At 42.7% G+C, this 18,124-nt stretch carries 14 protein-coding genes and 7 tRNA genes; all 21 read right to left on the bottom strand.

Annotated features, from left to right (window positions below; all coding sequences use genetic code 11):
• Positions 1-97 precede the first annotated feature (97 nt).
• Positions 98-478, bottom strand: a complete 381-nt coding sequence (locus LJE12_RS14935; protein WP_008706218.1) for a metal-dependent transcriptional regulator — start codon at positions 476-478, stop codon at positions 98-100.
• Between the two features lie 435 nt (positions 479-913).
• The gene (gene deoD, locus LJE12_RS14930; protein ID WP_022380050.1) at positions 914-1,618 is read right to left on the bottom strand and encodes a purine-nucleoside phosphorylase; all 705 of its coding nucleotides are present in this window, start codon (positions 1,616-1,618) and stop codon (positions 914-916) included.
• A gap of 38 nt (positions 1,619-1,656) precedes the next feature.
• Entirely contained in the window at positions 1,657-2,421 is a 765-nt protein-coding gene (locus tag LJE12_RS14925) for a hypothetical protein (RefSeq protein ID WP_227226962.1), read from the bottom strand.
• Positions 2,422-2,519: 98 nt separating this feature from the next.
• Positions 2,520-2,600 (bottom strand) — tRNA-Leu (locus LJE12_RS14920).
• Positions 2,601-2,697: 97 nt separating this feature from the next.
• Positions 2,698-2,770, bottom strand: a tRNA-Lys gene (locus LJE12_RS14915).
• A 10-nt stretch (positions 2,771-2,780) separates the two neighbouring features.
• Positions 2,781-2,852, bottom strand: a tRNA-Gln gene (locus LJE12_RS14910).
• Positions 2,853-2,861: 9 nt separating this feature from the next.
• Positions 2,862-2,935 (bottom strand) — tRNA-His (locus LJE12_RS14905).
• A 5-nt stretch (positions 2,936-2,940) separates the two neighbouring features.
• Positions 2,941-3,014: transfer RNA gene (locus LJE12_RS14900), tRNA-Arg, on the bottom strand.
• A gap of 21 nt (positions 3,015-3,035) precedes the next feature.
• A tRNA-Gly gene (locus tag LJE12_RS14895) sits at positions 3,036-3,106 on the bottom strand.
• A 35-nt stretch (positions 3,107-3,141) separates the two neighbouring features.
• A tRNA-Pro gene (locus tag LJE12_RS14890) sits at positions 3,142-3,216 on the bottom strand.
• A 441-nt stretch (positions 3,217-3,657) separates the two neighbouring features.
• Positions 3,658-4,137 (bottom strand): metallophosphoesterase family protein, encoded by a 480-nt coding sequence (locus tag LJE12_RS14885; protein ID WP_227226961.1) that lies wholly within the window; start codon positions 4,135-4,137, stop codon positions 3,658-3,660.
• Positions 4,134-4,718, bottom strand: a complete 585-nt coding sequence (locus LJE12_RS14880) for an XTP/dITP diphosphatase (RefSeq protein WP_118610915.1) — start codon at positions 4,716-4,718, stop codon at positions 4,134-4,136. Before LJE12_RS14880 ends, LJE12_RS14885 begins: the two co-directional genes overlap by 4 nt.
• Positions 4,719-4,768: 50 nt before the next feature.
• Positions 4,769-5,920 (bottom strand): THUMP domain-containing class I SAM-dependent RNA methyltransferase, encoded by a 1,152-nt coding sequence (locus LJE12_RS14875; protein WP_008706223.1) that lies wholly within the window; start codon positions 5,918-5,920, stop codon positions 4,769-4,771.
• Between the two features lie 33 nt (positions 5,921-5,953).
• Complete coding sequence (gene yfcE, locus LJE12_RS14870) at positions 5,954-6,496, bottom strand: phosphodiesterase (protein WP_008706224.1); 543 nt, start codon at positions 6,494-6,496, stop codon at positions 5,954-5,956.
• 261 nt (positions 6,497-6,757) lie between these two features.
• On the bottom strand, positions 6,758-7,069 hold the full coding sequence (locus LJE12_RS14865) for a rhodanese-like domain-containing protein (RefSeq protein WP_025581338.1): 312 nt from the start codon (positions 7,067-7,069) through the stop codon (positions 6,758-6,760).
• A gap of 125 nt (positions 7,070-7,194) precedes the next feature.
• A complete protein-coding gene (locus LJE12_RS14860; RefSeq protein WP_022379894.1) occupies positions 7,195-7,392 on the bottom strand; it encodes a hypothetical protein in 198 nt (65 codons plus the stop codon).
• A 444-nt stretch (positions 7,393-7,836) separates the two neighbouring features.
• A complete protein-coding gene (locus LJE12_RS14855; protein WP_022379895.1) occupies positions 7,837-9,441 on the bottom strand; it encodes a xylulokinase in 1,605 nt (534 codons plus the stop codon).
• 184 nt (positions 9,442-9,625) lie between these two features.
• Entirely contained in the window at positions 9,626-11,125 is a 1,500-nt protein-coding gene (araA, locus tag LJE12_RS14850) for an L-arabinose isomerase (RefSeq protein WP_008708151.1), read from the bottom strand.
• Positions 11,126-11,168: 43 nt separating this feature from the next.
• The gene (locus LJE12_RS14845) at positions 11,169-12,260 is read right to left on the bottom strand and encodes a GntR family transcriptional regulator (RefSeq protein ID WP_055059929.1); all 1,092 of its coding nucleotides are present in this window, start codon (positions 12,258-12,260) and stop codon (positions 11,169-11,171) included.
• A gap of 191 nt (positions 12,261-12,451) precedes the next feature.
• The gene (srtB, locus tag LJE12_RS14840) at positions 12,452-13,339 is read right to left on the bottom strand and encodes a class B sortase (RefSeq protein ID WP_055059928.1); all 888 of its coding nucleotides are present in this window, start codon (positions 13,337-13,339) and stop codon (positions 12,452-12,454) included.
• Positions 13,336-18,033, bottom strand: coding sequence for an isopeptide-forming domain-containing fimbrial protein (locus LJE12_RS20155; RefSeq protein ID WP_264474456.1), 4,698 nt, complete (start codon positions 18,031-18,033; stop codon positions 13,336-13,338). Before LJE12_RS20155 ends, srtB begins: the two co-directional genes overlap by 4 nt.
• Between the last annotated feature and the right edge of the window lie 91 nt (positions 18,034-18,124).

The raw sequence follows: 18,124 nt of genomic DNA, 5'->3' as shown, positions 1-18,124 counted from the left end.
CTGACGATACAAAAATTTATTATTTTTTATTGTCCTCTTGACGGGGAGCATACCATTCGTCAGAAATTCATCCGACGGGGGGAGTTTATTTTATCCGCTATTCAACTTCCCCAATCACCTTGTGGAAGTGCTCCTTTATCCTAGTAAAACTCTCATCGCTCAGGTCATGCTCTAACTTACACGCATCTTCTTTTGCAACTTCCGGGCTTACGCCGAGATGTTCCAGCATCTTGCTCAGCACTGTATGCCGCTCATAAATATGAACCGCAATATCATTTCCTTTCTCAAGAAGTGTCACCGTACCATAACGGTCCATCGCAATATAACCATCCTCACGAAGCAGCTTCATAGCATGACTTACACTCGGTTTCGATACCCCAAGCATCGTTGCAATATCTATAGAACGAACTCCGCCACCCTGTTTTGACAATACCAGGATTGCCTCCAAATAATCCTCCGCTGATTTTCTGATCTGCATTCAAAATACCTCCCATATTGTTTTGATATTAACACAATATGGAAAATTTTTCAATCGCTCTTCTTGAGAACAGTCGTCATTAACTGTTGCTGAGTTACTGTTCGCTCCGTTCTCAGTAACGTAGTCAAAATTCATTCCATATGAAAAAACAGCATCGAAAAATATTTCATTTCATGTGCATTTGCAGGATACTTAGATATTCTTAGCCGCCAAAAATCTGCGTTATGAGCCATCAAGGACACTGTCTGAGCGAAGCGAGTTTGTCCTTGATGGCTCATGCTTTTAGCAGATTTTTGACGGCTTAGAATATCTTAGTGTCCGAAACCGCACATGAAATGAAATATTTTTTGACGCGTCCCTACTGAATTAAAAAAAGCCCTCTGACCAGCATTCCCACATACCAGCCAAAGAACCTTTTTATACCAGGATTATCTTTTAAATTCCTAAAGCAATCTCCATCATCCTGTTAAACGAAGTCTGTCTGGCCTCCGCAGAAATTGCCTCATCCCTGAAAACATGATCCGAAATCGTAAGAATCCCCAATGCCTCCTTACCGGCTCTCGCAGCATTCATAAACAACGCCGCACACTCCATCTCCACACAGAGAACCCCCATCTTTCTCCATGCCTTCGAACTCTCCGGATTATCTCCATAGAACGCATCCGAAGATACAACAGAACCCACGCGAACCGGTGTACCCTGCTCCTTCGCAACCTCTACAGCCCTTGCAACCAGTTCATAACTTGCTGTAGGAGCAAAAGTCCCCGGCAGCTGATACTGGCTTGCATAATTTGAATCCGTACATGCACTCATGGCGATCACAACGTCCATTACGCTTACATCATCCTGCAGCGCACCTGCAGAGCCAATACGAATGATCTTCTCTACATCATAAAAATTATAAAGCTCATAACTGTAAATACCCATAGATGGCATCCCCATACCGCTGCCCATGACAGATATCTGCTCACCCTTATAAGTTCCGGTATAACCAAACATATTTCTCACTGTGTTAAAACATACCGGATTCTCCAGATATGTCTCCGCAATATACTTCGCACGCAGCGGATCTCCCGGCATCAGAACCTTCTTTGCAATATCACCTTTCTTTGCACTGTTGTGTGGTGTTGGAATACTCATAATCACCCTCTCCTTTCCCGTAATGCTACATCACTGCATTATTTATCATCACCTGTAAGCCGCAGCACATCCCTGATCTCTTCTTCATCCATATCAAGAATGATTGCCAGCTCCTCTACACTGAACTTTGAACTTTCATCCTCTTCATCCTCTGTAAGTTCCCGGACTGCCGCTTCCAGCTTCTCCACCTTTGCTACCAGATAGTCATCCTCAAATTTCCTCTGTGTCTGCTCCTCGATAGCATGGCGGATTCCACACCGGATACGTCCAAGCAGCCATTTCTCATCTTTCTCTTCCGGTTCTTCCTCTCCCAGAGCCATCAGAAGGCTTATATTTGCCTCCTGAATCAGATCAGCGATAAAAATCTCCTCACAGTTCATTTCAACCGCCATTTCGGCTGCTGCATGCAGATACTTCTGTGACAGCTCTGCCTGTGCCAGAGCATCTCCCTTTGAAAGCAGTTCAAAAAGTTCTTCCGCACTTCTCTCTCCCTGCTCCTGTTCTTCAAGACCTTCCAGATATTCTTTCAGATATGCCTCTTCCTCCGCTGTCAGAGGAACTTTTTCTTCTTTTTCTTCGGATACTTCTTCCGGTCCGGCCTGAGATGCTGCTGAGATCTCCTCCGCACCTTCAATGGAAATACCTTTTAATTTTAAATACTGTAATATCTTGATCAGCTGTGACTTATCCAGGTCAAGTTCGCCAAAGCATTTCTTTATCTGTTCCGGTTTCAATACTTTGCCATTCTTCTCTCCAAGTTCACATACTTCTGTAAGTTTCTGCTGAAATTTCTGTATATCCATAGTCAAAATCTCCCTGTCCTGTTTATAACTTAACTATACAACAAAAAACTATGTCTGTAAAACAAAAAAGCACCGTTTTAACCGGTACTTTTTCTGAATGCGGATAACAGGACTTGAACCTGCACGGGAAGCCCACTGGTACCTAAAACCAGCGCGTCTGCCAATTCCGCCATATCCGCATTTTCTCATATTCTCAGAGTGTATCCGAAAAATCATTCTCGCACTCTGCAAAAGCAATAAAATAGCGGAAACCTCACAAAAGATTTCCGCTATTAATGAAGCATCGGGGATTCGAACCCCGGACAACTTGATTAAAAGTCAAGTGCTCTACCGACTGAGCTAATGCTCCATATAAAAGACTGGGCTAGCTGGATTCGAACCAGCGAATGCAGCAGTCAAAGTGCTGTGCCTTACCGCTTGGCGATAGCCCAAAGGCGAAGGGTGGATACAGGGATTCGAACCCTGGGCCTCCAGAGCCACAATCTGGCGCGCTAACCAACTGCGCTATACCCACCACAGCGTGCCTGAAGGGATTCGAACCCCCGACCCACGGCTTAGAAGGCCGTTGCTCTATCCAGCTGAGCTACAGACACATCTCTCTGTACATACAGAGAAGCGGGTGATGGGAATCGAACCCACGTATCTAGCTTGGAAGGCTAGTGTTCTACCATTGAACTACACCCGCATTTCGCTGAAACGGTAATGTTGTTGTTACAGCAGTCGGGGTGACAGGATTCGAACCTGCGGCCTCCTGGTCCCAAACCAGGCGCTCTAGCCAAGCTGAGCCACACCCCGCTGTTTTTCTTTATTTATTTGTGCTTCGTTGTCCGACGCAAGACATATTATATGTTAAGCGACCCCAAATGTCAACACCTTTTTTCAATTTTTTTTGATTTTTTTTGAAAAAGTGATTTTTTATTCCTTGAAAAGTCCCTGAACCCCGCTAAATACAAGGCTTTGCGGGCTTTTCACTTTTTTCAAAAAAATCATTTTTTTGTTCGCAAAAAGGGATTTTTTACTGATTTTTGAGATTTTTTGTAAAAAAATATTTTTTTCGCACAATAAAAAAATCTTAACTTTTTTTATTTTTTCTTCTATTTTTTTACTGTCACGTATCTGCAAAAAGAGGTATTGCTGTTATCCGATCAACAATACCTCAAAAATATACAGTCAGATGAGTCAGGTGGATATTCGCAGCCTCCGCAAGTAACTTACCTGATTCAGTTAAATAATTTTTCAGAGGTATCTGATCTCGACCTGAGGATCTTTTCCCTCTTCTATCTGCATAACTGCATAGCTTGGCCTGCGGCCTCTCTGACGCGGGTAGGTAAGACTGCCGGGATTAATTACCAGAATCCCATCCTGATTCTCGATCAAAGGCATGTGAGTATGACCATACATTGCAATCTTACATCCCTTAGCCTGCGCATTCTCAACAAGTTTATCATAATCCCGGGACACAAAATAGTGATGTCCATGTGTAACCAGTATCTTATGTCCCTCCAGGGTAACTTCTTCATCATAGGGAAGATCTGTAAAAAAGTCATTATTTCCTGCGACAATCGTACATGGGCACTCTGCCAGTGCCTCAATGAAAATCTCTCTGCCTTCCACATCACCACAGTGGATCAGATAATCAAAGGGAGCTTCTCTGAGCACTGTCTCTTCCAGATTCTCATCCTGTCCATGAGTATCGCTGACGATCAGTACCTTCATTTCAGTTCATCCTTTATGGCACGTAATGCTTTTCCCCTGTGGCTGATCTTATTTTTCTCTTTGCCGGAAAGCTCTGCAGAAGTACATCCATATTCCGGCAGGTAGAAGATCGGATCATAGCCGAAGCCGTTCTCTCCCTTCTCCTCATAGCCTATACGGCCTTCCATTGTTCCACGCACTGTTTTTACACTTCCATCCGGAAAAGCCGCTGCAACGGCGCATACGAACCTTGCAGTACGCTTCTCGTCCGGAACTCCGTTCAGTCTCTCTATCAGACTTGCATTTTTGATATGATATGAGGTATCTTCTCCCATGTAACGGGCAGAATAAATGCCCGGCTCTTTATTCAGATAGTCAATCTCCAGACCGGAATCATCTGCCAGAGTGATCTCCCCTGTCAGTTCACAGATTGTCTTCGCCTTAATCACAGCATTTTCCTCAAAAGTAGAACCATTCTCTACAATATCTGCATGGATTCCCGCTTCTTTCATAGAAACAACCTCTACATCCATATCTGCAAGGATCTCGCGGATTTCTCTCATTTTATCCTGATTTCCGGTAGCAAAAATTATTTTTTTCATAATCCTTTGTATCCTCTTTTTATTTTGATTTTTCGCAATTACAGAAGCACTCAGCTACGGTTTTTCTTCGGTGGGCGCGGCCCAAGGAACTGATAGTAATAGGTCTTAAGCATACCATTATAGATCTTACGGTTTTTATCTGCTTTTCGCCCGATATCGTTCTCCGCTTTCTCATAAGATGTGATCAGATACATGGACCACTTGTCAAGCCTTTCATAGCTTTCCCCGATTTCACGATAAAGCTGAGTTAAATTCTCTTTTTCTTCCAGTCGTTCCCCATAAGGAGGGTTTGTGATGATGAATCCATATGGTTTGGGATGGCGGAGATCTTTTACCGCTCTCTGCTGGAAATGGATCAGCTTGTCCACACCTGCCATTTTTGCATTAGCTCTGGCAGCCTTCAACGCCTCAGGATCAATGTCAAAGCCCTGGATATCTGTTTCAATATTAAGATTTATCCTGTCCTGTGCCTCTTCATTTGCATCATACCAGCATTTTCTCGGAACCAGATGCTTCCATTCCTCAGCAAGGAAGGAACGGTTCATGCCGGGTGCAATATCTGCTGCCATCATTGCTGCTTCAATAGGAAAGGTACCGCTTCCGCAGAAAGGATCTACCAGAATCCTATCTTTATTCCATGGTGTAAGCATGATCAGAGCAGATGCCAGTGTTTCTGTGATCGGAGCTTTCACTGTCATTTTACGATATCCTCTTTTATGCAGAGATACGCCTGAGGTATCAATACCGATCGTGGCCACATCTTTCATAAATGCCACGCGGATAGGAAAGCTTGCCCCATCCTCTTCAAACCAGGACACCCCGTATACGCCCTTCAGACGCTCTACAATGGCTTTTTTCATAATGGACTGGATATCAGACGGGCTAAAGAGCTTACTCTTCACAGAATTGGCCTTGGCAACCCAGAATTTCCCATCCTTGGGAATATAATTTTCCCATGGCAGAGCTTTTGTCTTTTCAAAAAGCTCGTCAAAGGTTTCTGCCTTTACTTCTGCTACTTTCAGCAGGATTCTTTCTGTGGAACGCAGAAAGATATTGGCATCTGCGATTCCCTGTGCATCTGCCTCGAATGTTACTTTTCCATCCTCTACTTTGGTAATCTCATAGCCCAGATCAAGGATCTCACGTTTCAGCACAGCTTCCATACCGAAATGACATGGAGCGATCAGTTCAAATTTTTCCATTCTTTATCCTTTCTATATGTAGATGGGACTTCCCTATAATTCTATGCTCTTAACAATATTTCCCTCAAAATCCTTAATTGTAAACACACCGTCCTCAAAGATCGCATATGTAGGCGGGTTTCCTTCTTTTGGAATGGAAACAGAACCCGGGTTGAGAAGTACATAGCCTTCTTTCTGCTCTGCTTTCAGTACATGGGTATGTCCATGGATCAGAATATCTCCTTCCTGGATCGGAGGCAGATTATTTTCATTGTAAATATGCCCATGTGTGGCATAAAAGGTTCTTCCATCCAGGTTCAGAATACAGTAGTCTGCCATAACCGGAAACTGCAGGACCATCTGATCGACCTCAGCTTCACAATTCCCACGTACAGCATAAATTTCTTTCTTCATGTCATTAAGCATGGAAATGACCTGTTTGGGAGCATATTCTCTGGGAAGATCATTTCTCGGGCCATGATAGAGCAGATCGCCCAGCAGTACCAGGCGTTCTGCCTTTTCTTCTTTATAGACATCCAGCATTTTTCTGCAGTAGTATGCAGAACCATGGACATCTGATGCAAACATATATTTCATAGTTTTGTGTCTCCTCTTTTATAGTGTGCCGACAAGTTGATTCTTGAAACAATCTTGCAGGATAAATTTTTTTATTTCAAGGCGGAGGAAGGAGGCGTAGCGGTGGCTACGGCGACCGACGACAACGCGGAAATAAGAAATTTAGACGCAAGATTGTTCGAGAAATCAACTTGTTGGCACAATAGGTATGCCGACAGATTGATTTCTGAAATAACCTGAAGATATACCGGTTCGTATTTTTTCTCTTACACCTTATCATGCTTATGGCGAAATTACAAGATTTCTTCCCCGATATGCTCCAAAACCGCCTATAACAGACCTGGTACAGTACCCAAGCTTTGCAAGCTGCCTTGCAAGCAGAAGGCTTGCCCCGCCCCTGTCGCAGTACAGAACCAGTATTTTTCCTTTTGGAAAGGCTGTATATCCGTCTATTTCTCCATATGGCATGTTTACGGCTCCTTTTACATGACTGTGCATATAGGACTCTTTTTCTCTCAGATCTATGATCAACGTGTCCCTTCGGCCCACATAATAATCCAGCATTTTTGCAGAAATCGTTTCCACCGGAAACATGGCAGACTCCTTTTTGTTATATCATATGATATCAGGGACAGATGTGCCACTGCCTGACAAAAAACAGCCGACACATAAATTGGCTCACAGCAGATCAGGAGGGGCATTTCCCCCTCCTGATCCAATCAATATCTGTCTTCTTCTGAGCTGTAAGACTGGGAAGTTTTATTTTTTGCTTTACTTCTACAATCTGTCTCGTTTTTACTTTTCACACTGTTTTTTGCATTACCAGCATGGTTCATTTCATTACCATAGCTGTTCTTATCTGAAGTTCCTGTGTAATTTCTGCTGTTTTTACTCTCAGATTCATAGTTTTTTGCCATTATTATTTTCCTCCTGATGAGATTTATCTGCCCGGATCTCCTGATACTCTGCAAAATCCGGTTTTTTTCTTCCACACTTCATCGCTGAAAGTGCTTCACATTGACTATTATCCCAAAAACCGGGGGGAATATTCATCAAAATATGTTGCTTTTTTCACCAAGCTATATTATAATCATAGCTGTAAAAAGAATTTACCCTTCAAAAATTTTTTTTACATAAACCCCTTATTTAATTATTTATACTCCCCTTGAAAGCCCCGGCAGCTCCCCTGCCGGGGCTTTCTCTTTGTATTTATCCGGTTGTGAATCACTTGATAACAATTTCAGAAAAACTGCAAAAAACAGCATCGCCGGTCTCATAATCTGCGATGCTGCTCTGTTTTTTATATTCTTCTTTTCCTATTCATTTTCATATGCGCCGGCAAACAGTTTGTTTCTCAACATTTACCAGATTTCAGACTCTACTGCTGCTCTTTCAATAGAAAGACCTTTCATATAGCTGTCCATAAATGCATTGAATCCAGCCACTCCTTCCGGTTTTGGATCCAGTGTGCTGCTTTCCTGATCTGCAAATACTTTGTTATCAAGGAAGCTTTCCAGAGTCTCACCTTCTTCTTTATTTACCAGATAAGAAGCAAGAAGTGCGATTCCCCAGGCTCCGCCCTCACCTGCAGTAGCCATTACAGATACCGGTGCATTGACAGCATCTGCCAGAATCTGCTGTCCTACGCCTTTTGTCTTGAATAATCCTCCATGACCAAGAAGACGGTCTACTTTTACATTTTCTTTCTCAAACAGAAGGTTCAGACCTACTCTCATGGCTCCAAGGCATGTATACAGATTAGTTCTCATAAAGTTTGCAAGGTTAAATTTGCTTTCAGGAGAACGTACAAATAACGGACGTCCTTCTTCAAAGCCTGTCATATGCTCACCTGAGAAATAACAGTAGGACAAAAGTCCGCCACAGTCCGGATCTCCTTCAAGTGCTTTATTATAAAGGGTTCCGAACAGTTTGTTCATATCCACTTCCATACCCATAGCTTCTGCAAACTCTTTAAATACATTTACCCAGGCATTCAGGTCAGAGGTACAGTTGTTGGAATGAGCCATAGCTACCAGATGTCCGGACGGAGTGGTAACCATGTCGATTTCTTTATACGGTCTGGAGAGTTCTTTTTCCAGAACGATCATGGCAAATACAGAAGTTCCTGCGGAAACGTTACCTGTACGAACTGCAACACTGTTTGTAGCAACCATACCTGTTCCTGCATCACCTTCCGGAGGGCACATCGGGATTCCTGCTTTCAGTTTACCTGTCACATCCAGAAGTTTTGCACCTTCTTCTGTAAGAACGCCGGCATCTTCCCCTGCAACAAGAGCTTTCGGCATAATGTCACGAAGTTTCCAAGAGAATCCGTAAGGTGCTACCAGTTCATCGAATTTATCAACCATTTCCTGATTATAATCTGCTTTTGTTGTGTCGATCGGGAACATACCCGCCGCATCACCAATTCCAAGAACTCTCTTACCTGTCAGTTTCCAGTGTACATAAGCCTCCAGAGTTGTGATATAGTCAATATCTTTTACATGTTCTTCACCGTTAAGGATCGCCTGATACAGATGAGCAATACTCCATCTCTGCGGAATGTTGTAGTTGAACAGTTCCATCAGTTTCTCGCTGGCTTCTCCTGTAATGTTGTTTCTCCATGTACGGAATGGTACAAGAAGTTCTCCTTCTTTGTTAAATGGCATATATCCATGCATCATGGCGCTGACGCCAAATGCACCTACGGATTCCAGTTCTATGTCATATTTTGCTTTTACATCCTTTGCCATATCCTGATAGCAGTCCTGGATACCTGTCCAGATATCATCCAGACTGTATGTCCAGACACCGTTTTCATAACGGTTTTCCCATTCATGTGCACCGGATGCGATTGGCTGATTTTTGTCATCTACAAGTACTGCTTTGATTCTGGTAGAACCAAACTCAATACCAAGTGCTGTTTTATTTGCAATTATCGCTGCTTTTGCTTCTGCTGTTCCCATTTTTATGTACCTCCCTGATTTTTTGATGTACTTTTTTTATATATTTTTAGGGCTGCCATCTCAGGCAATCCAATGAATCCTCTGACATATATGCACAATCCATTGTTCCTGTCTGATATGGCAGCCTTTTATGTTACTGTTCACTCCGTTCACAGTAACCCTTTTATATCACTTATGGTAATAATTATTTTCTGAATGCAAGTTCATTCCATCTCAGTTCATTCTTAAAATCACGAATATTTGTATCTTTATCAATGTAAACAGCTTCAATACCCATAGCTGCTGCCCAGTCACCCATCTGCTCTGCTGTCAGGTCATAGGAGAATGCTGTATGGTGGGCTCCGCCTGCAAGGATCCATGCTTCTGCACCTGTCTTAAGATTTGGCTGTGGTGTCCAGAATGCACTTCCTACAGGAAGCTTCGGCATCGGTTTCTCAACCTTCTTGCATTCCACATCGTTGATGATCAGACGGAAACGGTCTCCAAGATCGATCAGGGATGTTGCAATACCCGGGCCTGTCTTGCTTGTGAATACAAGTCTTGCAGGATCTTCTCTGTCACCCATGGAAAGCGGGCATACTTTAATGCCGATCTTACCATCTGCGACAGACGGGCATACCTCAAGCATATGAGACTGAAGGATTCCTTCTTTTCCAGGTACAAAGTTATATGTATAGTCTTCCATCATGGAAGTTCCTTTTGCATCTTTTACACCAGCTGTCATGATCTTCATCAGACGAACCATTGCAGCTGTCTTCCAGTCGCCTTCTGCACCGAATCCATAGCCTTTTTCCATAAGTCTCTGGATTGCAAGTCCGGGAAGCTGTTTAAGAGCACCCAGATCTCCAAAGTGTGTAACGATTGCCTGATAATTTTTCTCTTCCAGAAATTTCTCAAATCCGATCTCAATCTGAGCCTGAACTGCTACATGACGTTTAAATTCTTCCGGATCTCTTCCCTCAAGAAGAATATCATATTTGCTGTAGTATTCATCTACCAGCGCATCTACATCACCTTTAGCTACATCTTTTACATAATCAGCAATCTCATTTACAGGATAAGCATCAACTTCCCATCCGAATTTGATCTGTGCTTCTACTTTATCACCTTCTGTAACAGCTACGTTTCTCATGTTATCTGCTACACGACATACGCGGATATGGCTACTCTCCATGATACCAACTGCTGTACGCATCCAGGAAGCAAGTCTTTCCTGAACATCTTTATCTGCCCAGTGTCCGACAATAACTTTTCTTTCGATTCCCATTCTTGTAACAATATGACCATATTCACGACCGCCATGAGCAGACTGGTTTTCATTCATAAAATCCATATCAATGGTATCATAAGGAATCTCCTCATTAAACTGTGTATGAAGATGGCAAAGCGGTTTTCTGTATTCTTTCAGACCAAGAATCCATGATTTTGCCGGTGAGAAAGTATGCATCCATGTGATAACACCTGCACAGTCCTCATCTGCATTTGCCTCATTAAATGTTTTACGGATCAGTTCGTTTGTGATCAGTGTTGGTTTCCATACTAATTCAAATGGAAGAACACCGCTCTTGTTTAATTCCTCAACAATGATTCTGGAATGCTCAGCAACTTTTCTTAAGCACTCATCTCCGTAAAGATCCTGTGAACCTGTACAAAACCAGAACTTATAGTTTCTTCCTGTTTTCATGATAAAATTCCTCCTGGATTTATTTTTTATTTATTTCATTTGTTTACAATATTTTTTTGCATGATCCCCGTATGATCAGTTCCGGATAAATCAGTCTTTCAACCTTACTTTCTTCTTCAGGAACTCCGTTGATCTTCTCAAGTATAAGCTCTGCTGCCATTTCTCCCAGCTTTTCCTGCGGATGAGCTATCGTTGTGATTCCGCTTCCTCGCTGAGCATACAGTGAATTGTCATAACCGGTAATGGAAATATCATCCGGTATCCTGACTCCCATTTTCTCCAGTTCTTCCATAACCTGAACAGCAATCTGATCATTGTAACAAACGATTCCATCCGGAAGCTGTCCGCTCTGTACCATTTCTTTTGCCATCAGTGCAGGTTTTACTTTCCTGTCCTCTGTATGAAACCAGACAACATCATCAGGATCATAGGCAATCCCTGACTCCTGTAAGGCCTTCACATATCCCTTGTGGCGCTCCAGTCCCTGCATATCGTCTGCCTTAAAGAAACCCTTGATCTTTTTATGTCCCAGTTCCAGCAGATATTTTGTTACAAGATAGCCTCCCTGTGCATCATCCATAAGAATATGAGGTTTATCCCTCATTTCTGAATAGATTCCCTGAATAAACACATACGGAATTTCAAATTTATCCAGATTCTGATAAAGATTTCTGTGTTTACAGATCATCTCACTTTTGCTTGGTTCAATGATCAGTCCATCAATATCTTTCTTCAGAAGTTCCTCCAGACATCTGGCCTCTTTCTGTCTGCTGTTTGCTGTGTTTTTCAGGATAATACTGTAACCGCTTTCTGAAAGGACATTATCCATTCCCTGTATCAGTCTCGGAAAAATATAATCAGAAATATATGTGGTCACTACCGCAATATTCTTTGAATTCTTTATGTGGCGCATATTCTCAGAGCAATAAGTACCTCTTCCGTGAAATGCCTCTACATATCCGTCCTGCTCCAGGATTCCCAGTGCTTTACGAACTGTATGTCTACTCAGGGAATATTTCTGCGAAAGCTCGTTTTCTGAAGGAAGCTTCTCTCCCGGTCGGATAGCTCCTGACATAATATCACTTCTGAGCTGTTCCATCAGTGAGAAATATTTCGGCTTTCCATTATCTGTCATGTCTTCTTCCCTCCTGTATTTAGGATACAACTTGTACGCACGTACGAACAAGTTGTTTTTTATGCATAAATTATACAAAATATCGGGAGATTTTTCATTAGTTTTTTCCAAAACACCTCGAGAGATAGTGATGTGTGAACAGTAACAGTTCATCCTTTACGAAAATTACCAATATCCGATTGATTTCAACATCACTTCGGCTCAGCTTTTTCTATACCATAACATTCATGGCAAATCCCATGTACCGCCATACGTATTTCTTTATCCAGACGTGAATTACAGGTGATCAGAGTCACCATTCTCTCCCTTTCATCAGGCTCTACTCCTGTGTCATACATGGAATTATTTTTCAATATAGATAATTGTCTCCTGTATGCAGGACTGGATAACTTGTATCCATATTCAAATGCCGGGCTTTTGGAAGATGCCTGTTCCACAGAAAAAATTTTGTACAGAAACTTTCTTTTTGGTGTTGTGATCTCAATTTCAGGACATTTTTTCAGAAATTCAGGCTGTTCATAACGGTTCAGATTTGCAAACATCATATTACCTTCTATATTATGCCCGTAAAGAATACTGTGGGAATCTGTAAAATTCTTTTTTATGTCATGTTCCAGAAAAATACATCCAAACAGATCTTCCTCTCCTCTGAAATTATGTTTCAGGTAATATTCATCATCTGCCGCCTGAACTACAGGATAAGAAATATCGGCTCCCGGGACAGTAATCCAGGCAACTGTCTGAGAGTTGATCTTTCTTAAATTTTCCCAGGAAATCCCGAAGGATTCCCTGATTTCATCTGTACAGTTTTTGTTTTTTGATTCAGAAGATCTTCTCTGTTTTTTCCTGCGTTTTTTTTCACTGTTTTTTGTACTGCTGTCTTCATCAGTTTTTTTGCCATCTGCCAATAATCCGGCACCTTCTCTGTTCTTCACCCCTGCCATTTGGGAAAGCTCTGCATATTCCTGCCTTGCTGCAAGATTCTGTTCATAACTTTTTATATAGAAACCGGCACAATATATAAGAAGCCCAATTGCTGCTATGATCATACTTACTGCAAATGTTCTGAGTTTTTTCATTTCCGCGGCATACCCTTTATATTTCTTTTCCCGGAAACAGTTCTTCTGTAGATCACCACACCTCCTGTCAGCAGTCCCATTCCGATAAGGCCAAGAACAGCCATCATTTTAAACGGTCTGACATCTCCTGTTTTAGAACTTCCTGCCATGGAACCACCCTGATAGCTTCCGTATCCACCCGAATTTGCGTAACTGCTGCCTCCGCTTCCGGAAGTCGTGCCTCCATTATTTCCACCATTGTAAGATGCTAACGGTGCTTTCGTCGGTACAGGAGTCATTTTCGGGCAGGTTCCCGGTACAGATGGTGTTGGTGTGGCTTTTGGCTGCTCCGTCGGTTTCGGTACTTCTGTAGGTTTTGGTGTCTCTGTCGGCTTTGGTGTTTCTGTTGGTTTCGGTGTTGCAGACGGTGTTGGTGTGGCAGTCGGTTCTGCTTTTGCTTTCACATATGCCTCCTGCTGTGCAGTAATTTCCGGTGAAATATCACCTCTTGCTTTCGCTGTGTTTACAATTTTTTCAGGCTCTGTGCTTTCTGTTTTAAATACCATTTCATAGCAGACTTCAATTTTATCCATATCTGACAACGATGCTCCTGTCTGAATTACAAATCCTGTATCATCTGCCTCTATTTTGGCATCTTTCAGTTCTATACCGTTTTTCTTCACAAAAATGCTGTCTTTTACAATGGAAGCCCCTTGGGTTTCCAGTTTATCTTCGATAACAATATTCTGATCTGTGACATCCTCACGCAGTTGTCTTACTGTCAGTTTATAGTATCCTTTCTCACCGGACGCATACTCTTTCTTATCTGATTCCTTCACAATTTCCAGAATCGGACTGTGTACCTCTGTCTCTGTTTCCCCGGTTGCAGGTATCTTTTCACTGCTGTCTGCAACTGCAGTATTGTGCACTTTCTGTCCTGCCAGGGCTGCATCAATCACCGCTGCCTGATATTCCACGATCATACTTTTCTGTTCCTGACAGTCCAGAGGATTATACATTACCTGCTCAAAAAGACCGCCTTTATCATTATCGCAGATACTATATCTGCTGTCCCTGACCAGTGTCCTGCCTGTTGACATCAGGAAAGTATTATCATCATTGATCTGTACATCAGCATCTGCCACATTTCCTTTCTCATCCATCAGAATCACCGAATCCTTCAGAAGACGTACTCCCTGAGTATCGATCACATCCTGCAGAGTAACATTACGCGCCACACATCCGGTCTGCTCCTGTGTCAGGACAATGCGGTATGTAATAATATCACCATATTTGTAAAATGGTTTGTCCGTCGTCTTCTCTACTTTAAGAACAGGTGAGTTCACCCAGATTTTTGAGGAGTCCTTTACTTTCTGTGCATTATCTGCATACGCCTGTGCTGTATTTACAATCTCCATCCCATTTACGCTTTCCTGCGCAGTACAGCGGAAATTAACAGTCACAGGTGTCTGATACGGAAGATCTGAAATCGTCACGATCCATCCGGTTCCCTGACGTGTAACCTGACAGCTGACCGGTTTTTCCACTGTTTCTTTATAATTTTCCGGATTCAGCTGATTTCCTGCATCATCAGTTCCTGCCACCGGATTCTGAATAACAGCCGGAACACCGCTTACAGTAACAGCATCTTCAGCTCCGTCCAGAGCCAGCCCTTCAGGAAGGGAAAGATCACTGATCACAAGATTTCTTGCGATAGATCCCTTCTGAAGATTATTAACCGTAACCTGATAATTCACCTGTTCTCCTACCCGAAATTCATTTTCCGCACGTCCGTCCCCGGCTGCCAGATATGGATTCTGAAAACTTTTCTCAATAGAAAGAACTGCTGTATTTACATACACTTCTGCGTCATCCTGTGAAACAGGGGCATTCTGCGCCTGCACATTGGCAACATTAATGCTTTCCATTCCATTTGCCGCTTCCGTAACTGTGCAAAGGAAAGAAAGCATAACCGGAGTATTTGCCGGAAGATCTGAAATGTTCAGTCTCCATCCGCTTCCCTCCTGAAGAAATTCATAATTCACTGGTTTCTCTGATGTCTCATTATAAAATTCCGGATTGAGCTGGTTCAAAACATCTTTGGTCCCTGCTGTCAGCTGCGTAATATTCTGTGGGATTCCGCTTACCGATACATCCTCTGCCGATGAAAGTGCAAGTCCTGCCGGCATACCGGTATCCCAGACAGTTACGTTCCGGGCCACTGTACCTGCTTTTTTATTCTCCACCACCACATTGTACTGTACCTGTTCTCCGACCTGCCATTCATAATGATCTGCAGATTTCTCAATCCAGAATTCTCCTGAATTTACATATACTTCTGCATCATCAGATCTCTCATCTGTATTAGCAGCTTTTACAGTTGCTGCATTTACGCTTTCGTGTCCATTTGCCTCTTCCTGTGCGATACAATGGAAAATAATCGTTACAGGCTGACTGTATGGCACATAAGAACAATAAAAGGAAAATCCGTTCTCATCTGCATTCAACTGAGAATCCACAGGTCTCGCTTCATATGCCTGTCCTGTTTTCTTATCCGGTACGGGATAGTTTACCTGTTGCTGAACTCCCAGTACTTCCATGCTCTGTGCACCACCTGCCAGAACCAGTCCCTGCGGCAGACCAATATCAGTAATAGTTACATCTTTTGCAATTGTTCCTGCCGTTACATTATTCACCACGATCCGGTAAGCTACCTGCTCTCCTGCCTGCCATTCATATTTGTCTGCTGTTTTATCAATTTCAAGCTGTGGACTGTTCGGCCATACTTCTGCCATATCCTTTCTGGATTCCTGTTCTCCTGTCTCAGGATTGATCAGATTATCCGCTGTTGCAGTCACAATATTTTCCCATTCCTGTCCATTGGAATCCGCAGATGCCTGACATTTAAAACGGATTGTGATCGTCTCCCCATACTTCAGGGACGGACACTCTGCTTTCCATCCATTTTCTCCCTGTCCGGTAAGCGTACAGTTCTCGCCTCCCTGACTTGTCTCTACAGCATACTGCCCTTCCAGAAACTGCAGACATGATGGAAGCTCGTCTGTAATAACAACATTTACTGCTTTTACATCCTGTTTTGTCTGAGAAACCAGAACCTCATAATCTATGATATCTCCCGTTTTCCATTCATACTGAGAAGTATTTTTCTTTACTTCCAGTTCCGGTGGAATCACACCCTTTACCCACACTGTTTCCGTATCCATTGTATCTCCGCTTCCGTTTGTACGTTCATAACTCATGGATGCATGGTTTGGTACAAGAATACTGTATCCATCCTCTGCAAGGTATTTTGAAATGTTAATTTCTGATTCCGGTCTCTGGCGTACTTTTAAAGTAAATGTGTAAGTCTGATTATCTGTAAATGCTTCATCCTGAAGGCTCTCTGCTTTGGCCCTGCAGGTCACTTTCTGTCCTTCAACAGCAACATCAAACCAGTCTGTCACTGTCTGCCCTGCATCATTCACAATACTGACTTTTGATGCATCCTCTATAGTAAGACAATCCTCAAGTATATCCTGTACCACAAAGGATTTCAGTCTATTGGGTGTCACCTCTGCCCGGATCATATACTGAAATTCCTGTCCCTGACGAATGCCAAAAGGTTTTTCTTTTGATGCAGCAGCTGCCTGTTCCCATGTACAGTTTGCCTCTCCCACACGTTTCTCAGGTGCTTTTTTCATCTCAACATCGCCGAAACAATAGGATGTAAAATCAAAATATGCATATGCTTTACAGTATTTCTGTCCTTTAAAGTTCGGACAATAACTGTTGCCTGATGGATCCAGATATTTATTTCTTGTAATCTCTGCCCATCTTTCCTGAGAACCGGCTTTTGCAATGGCATCTTCACGACTTTTATCCCATTTATCCAGTCTGAACTGATGACAGAATTCTACCGTAAAATTATCTGTATTATAAAAAAGATTCAGCCATCCTCTCGGATCATCCGGCTCAACGGAACCAAGGGGTGAGCTTACAGAATTTCCATCTACCGTCAGATAATCATTGTTTTTCAGAACATATGCATTATCCAGACTGCTGTCTGACGGAATACGGACTCCCTGTCCCGCATCAATATCACGTATGGTTCCATGGCCACTGATCGGCAGTGTTTCTTCTGTTCCATGCTTCAGAAACTGAAACTTAACCTTTGCGTATCCTACAGAATAAATAAATACACCGATACTGTTTTTGGAAAAGCCAACCATTGGATAAGCTTCATTATCTTTCCATGCAAACGTAGCTCCGCCTTTATTCTGAACAATCGATTCTGCAGTGCGCAGATCATAACGGGGTTCTGCATTCTCTACTCCCACAAGAATGAGTCTGACATCAACAATATTTCCATTTCCATCTTTTCCTACATTGTTATAACGCATCCCTGCGCTTCCGGCTTTATAGTCCGCTCCTACACGAACGCACTCTGTGTCACGTTCGCTTTTTCCATTGTCTGAAAAAGCTTCCCTGTCCAGATTATCACACCCAAAAGATTCATATGTGGTAATTCCGGGCTGAAACTTCATGTTAAAGCGATAACCATACTCTACCACCTTGTCACTGTCCCATGTTTCTACAGTTAACGGTGCCGCCTGAGTTACGCAGACAGGCACAAGCCCCAGAATTGCCTGCAGAATAAAAAGCATTGCAAGCAGCAAAGCTCCAAGGCGTTCTTTCAGTTTGAAATTGTGTTTCATTTTCCGTCTCCTTTCCGAACAAAAAATATAAAAATGAATGTGGGATTTTTCCCTGCACCTGGCAGGATTAAAGAATAGAAATAAGTTGAGA

It is taken from the genome of Blautia sp. DFI.6.71, assembly GCF_020593585.1.
Lineage (GTDB): Bacteria > Bacillota > Clostridia > Lachnospirales > Lachnospiraceae > Blautia_A > Blautia_A wexlerae.
This window is presented reverse-complemented; position numbering and strand designations above follow the sequence as displayed.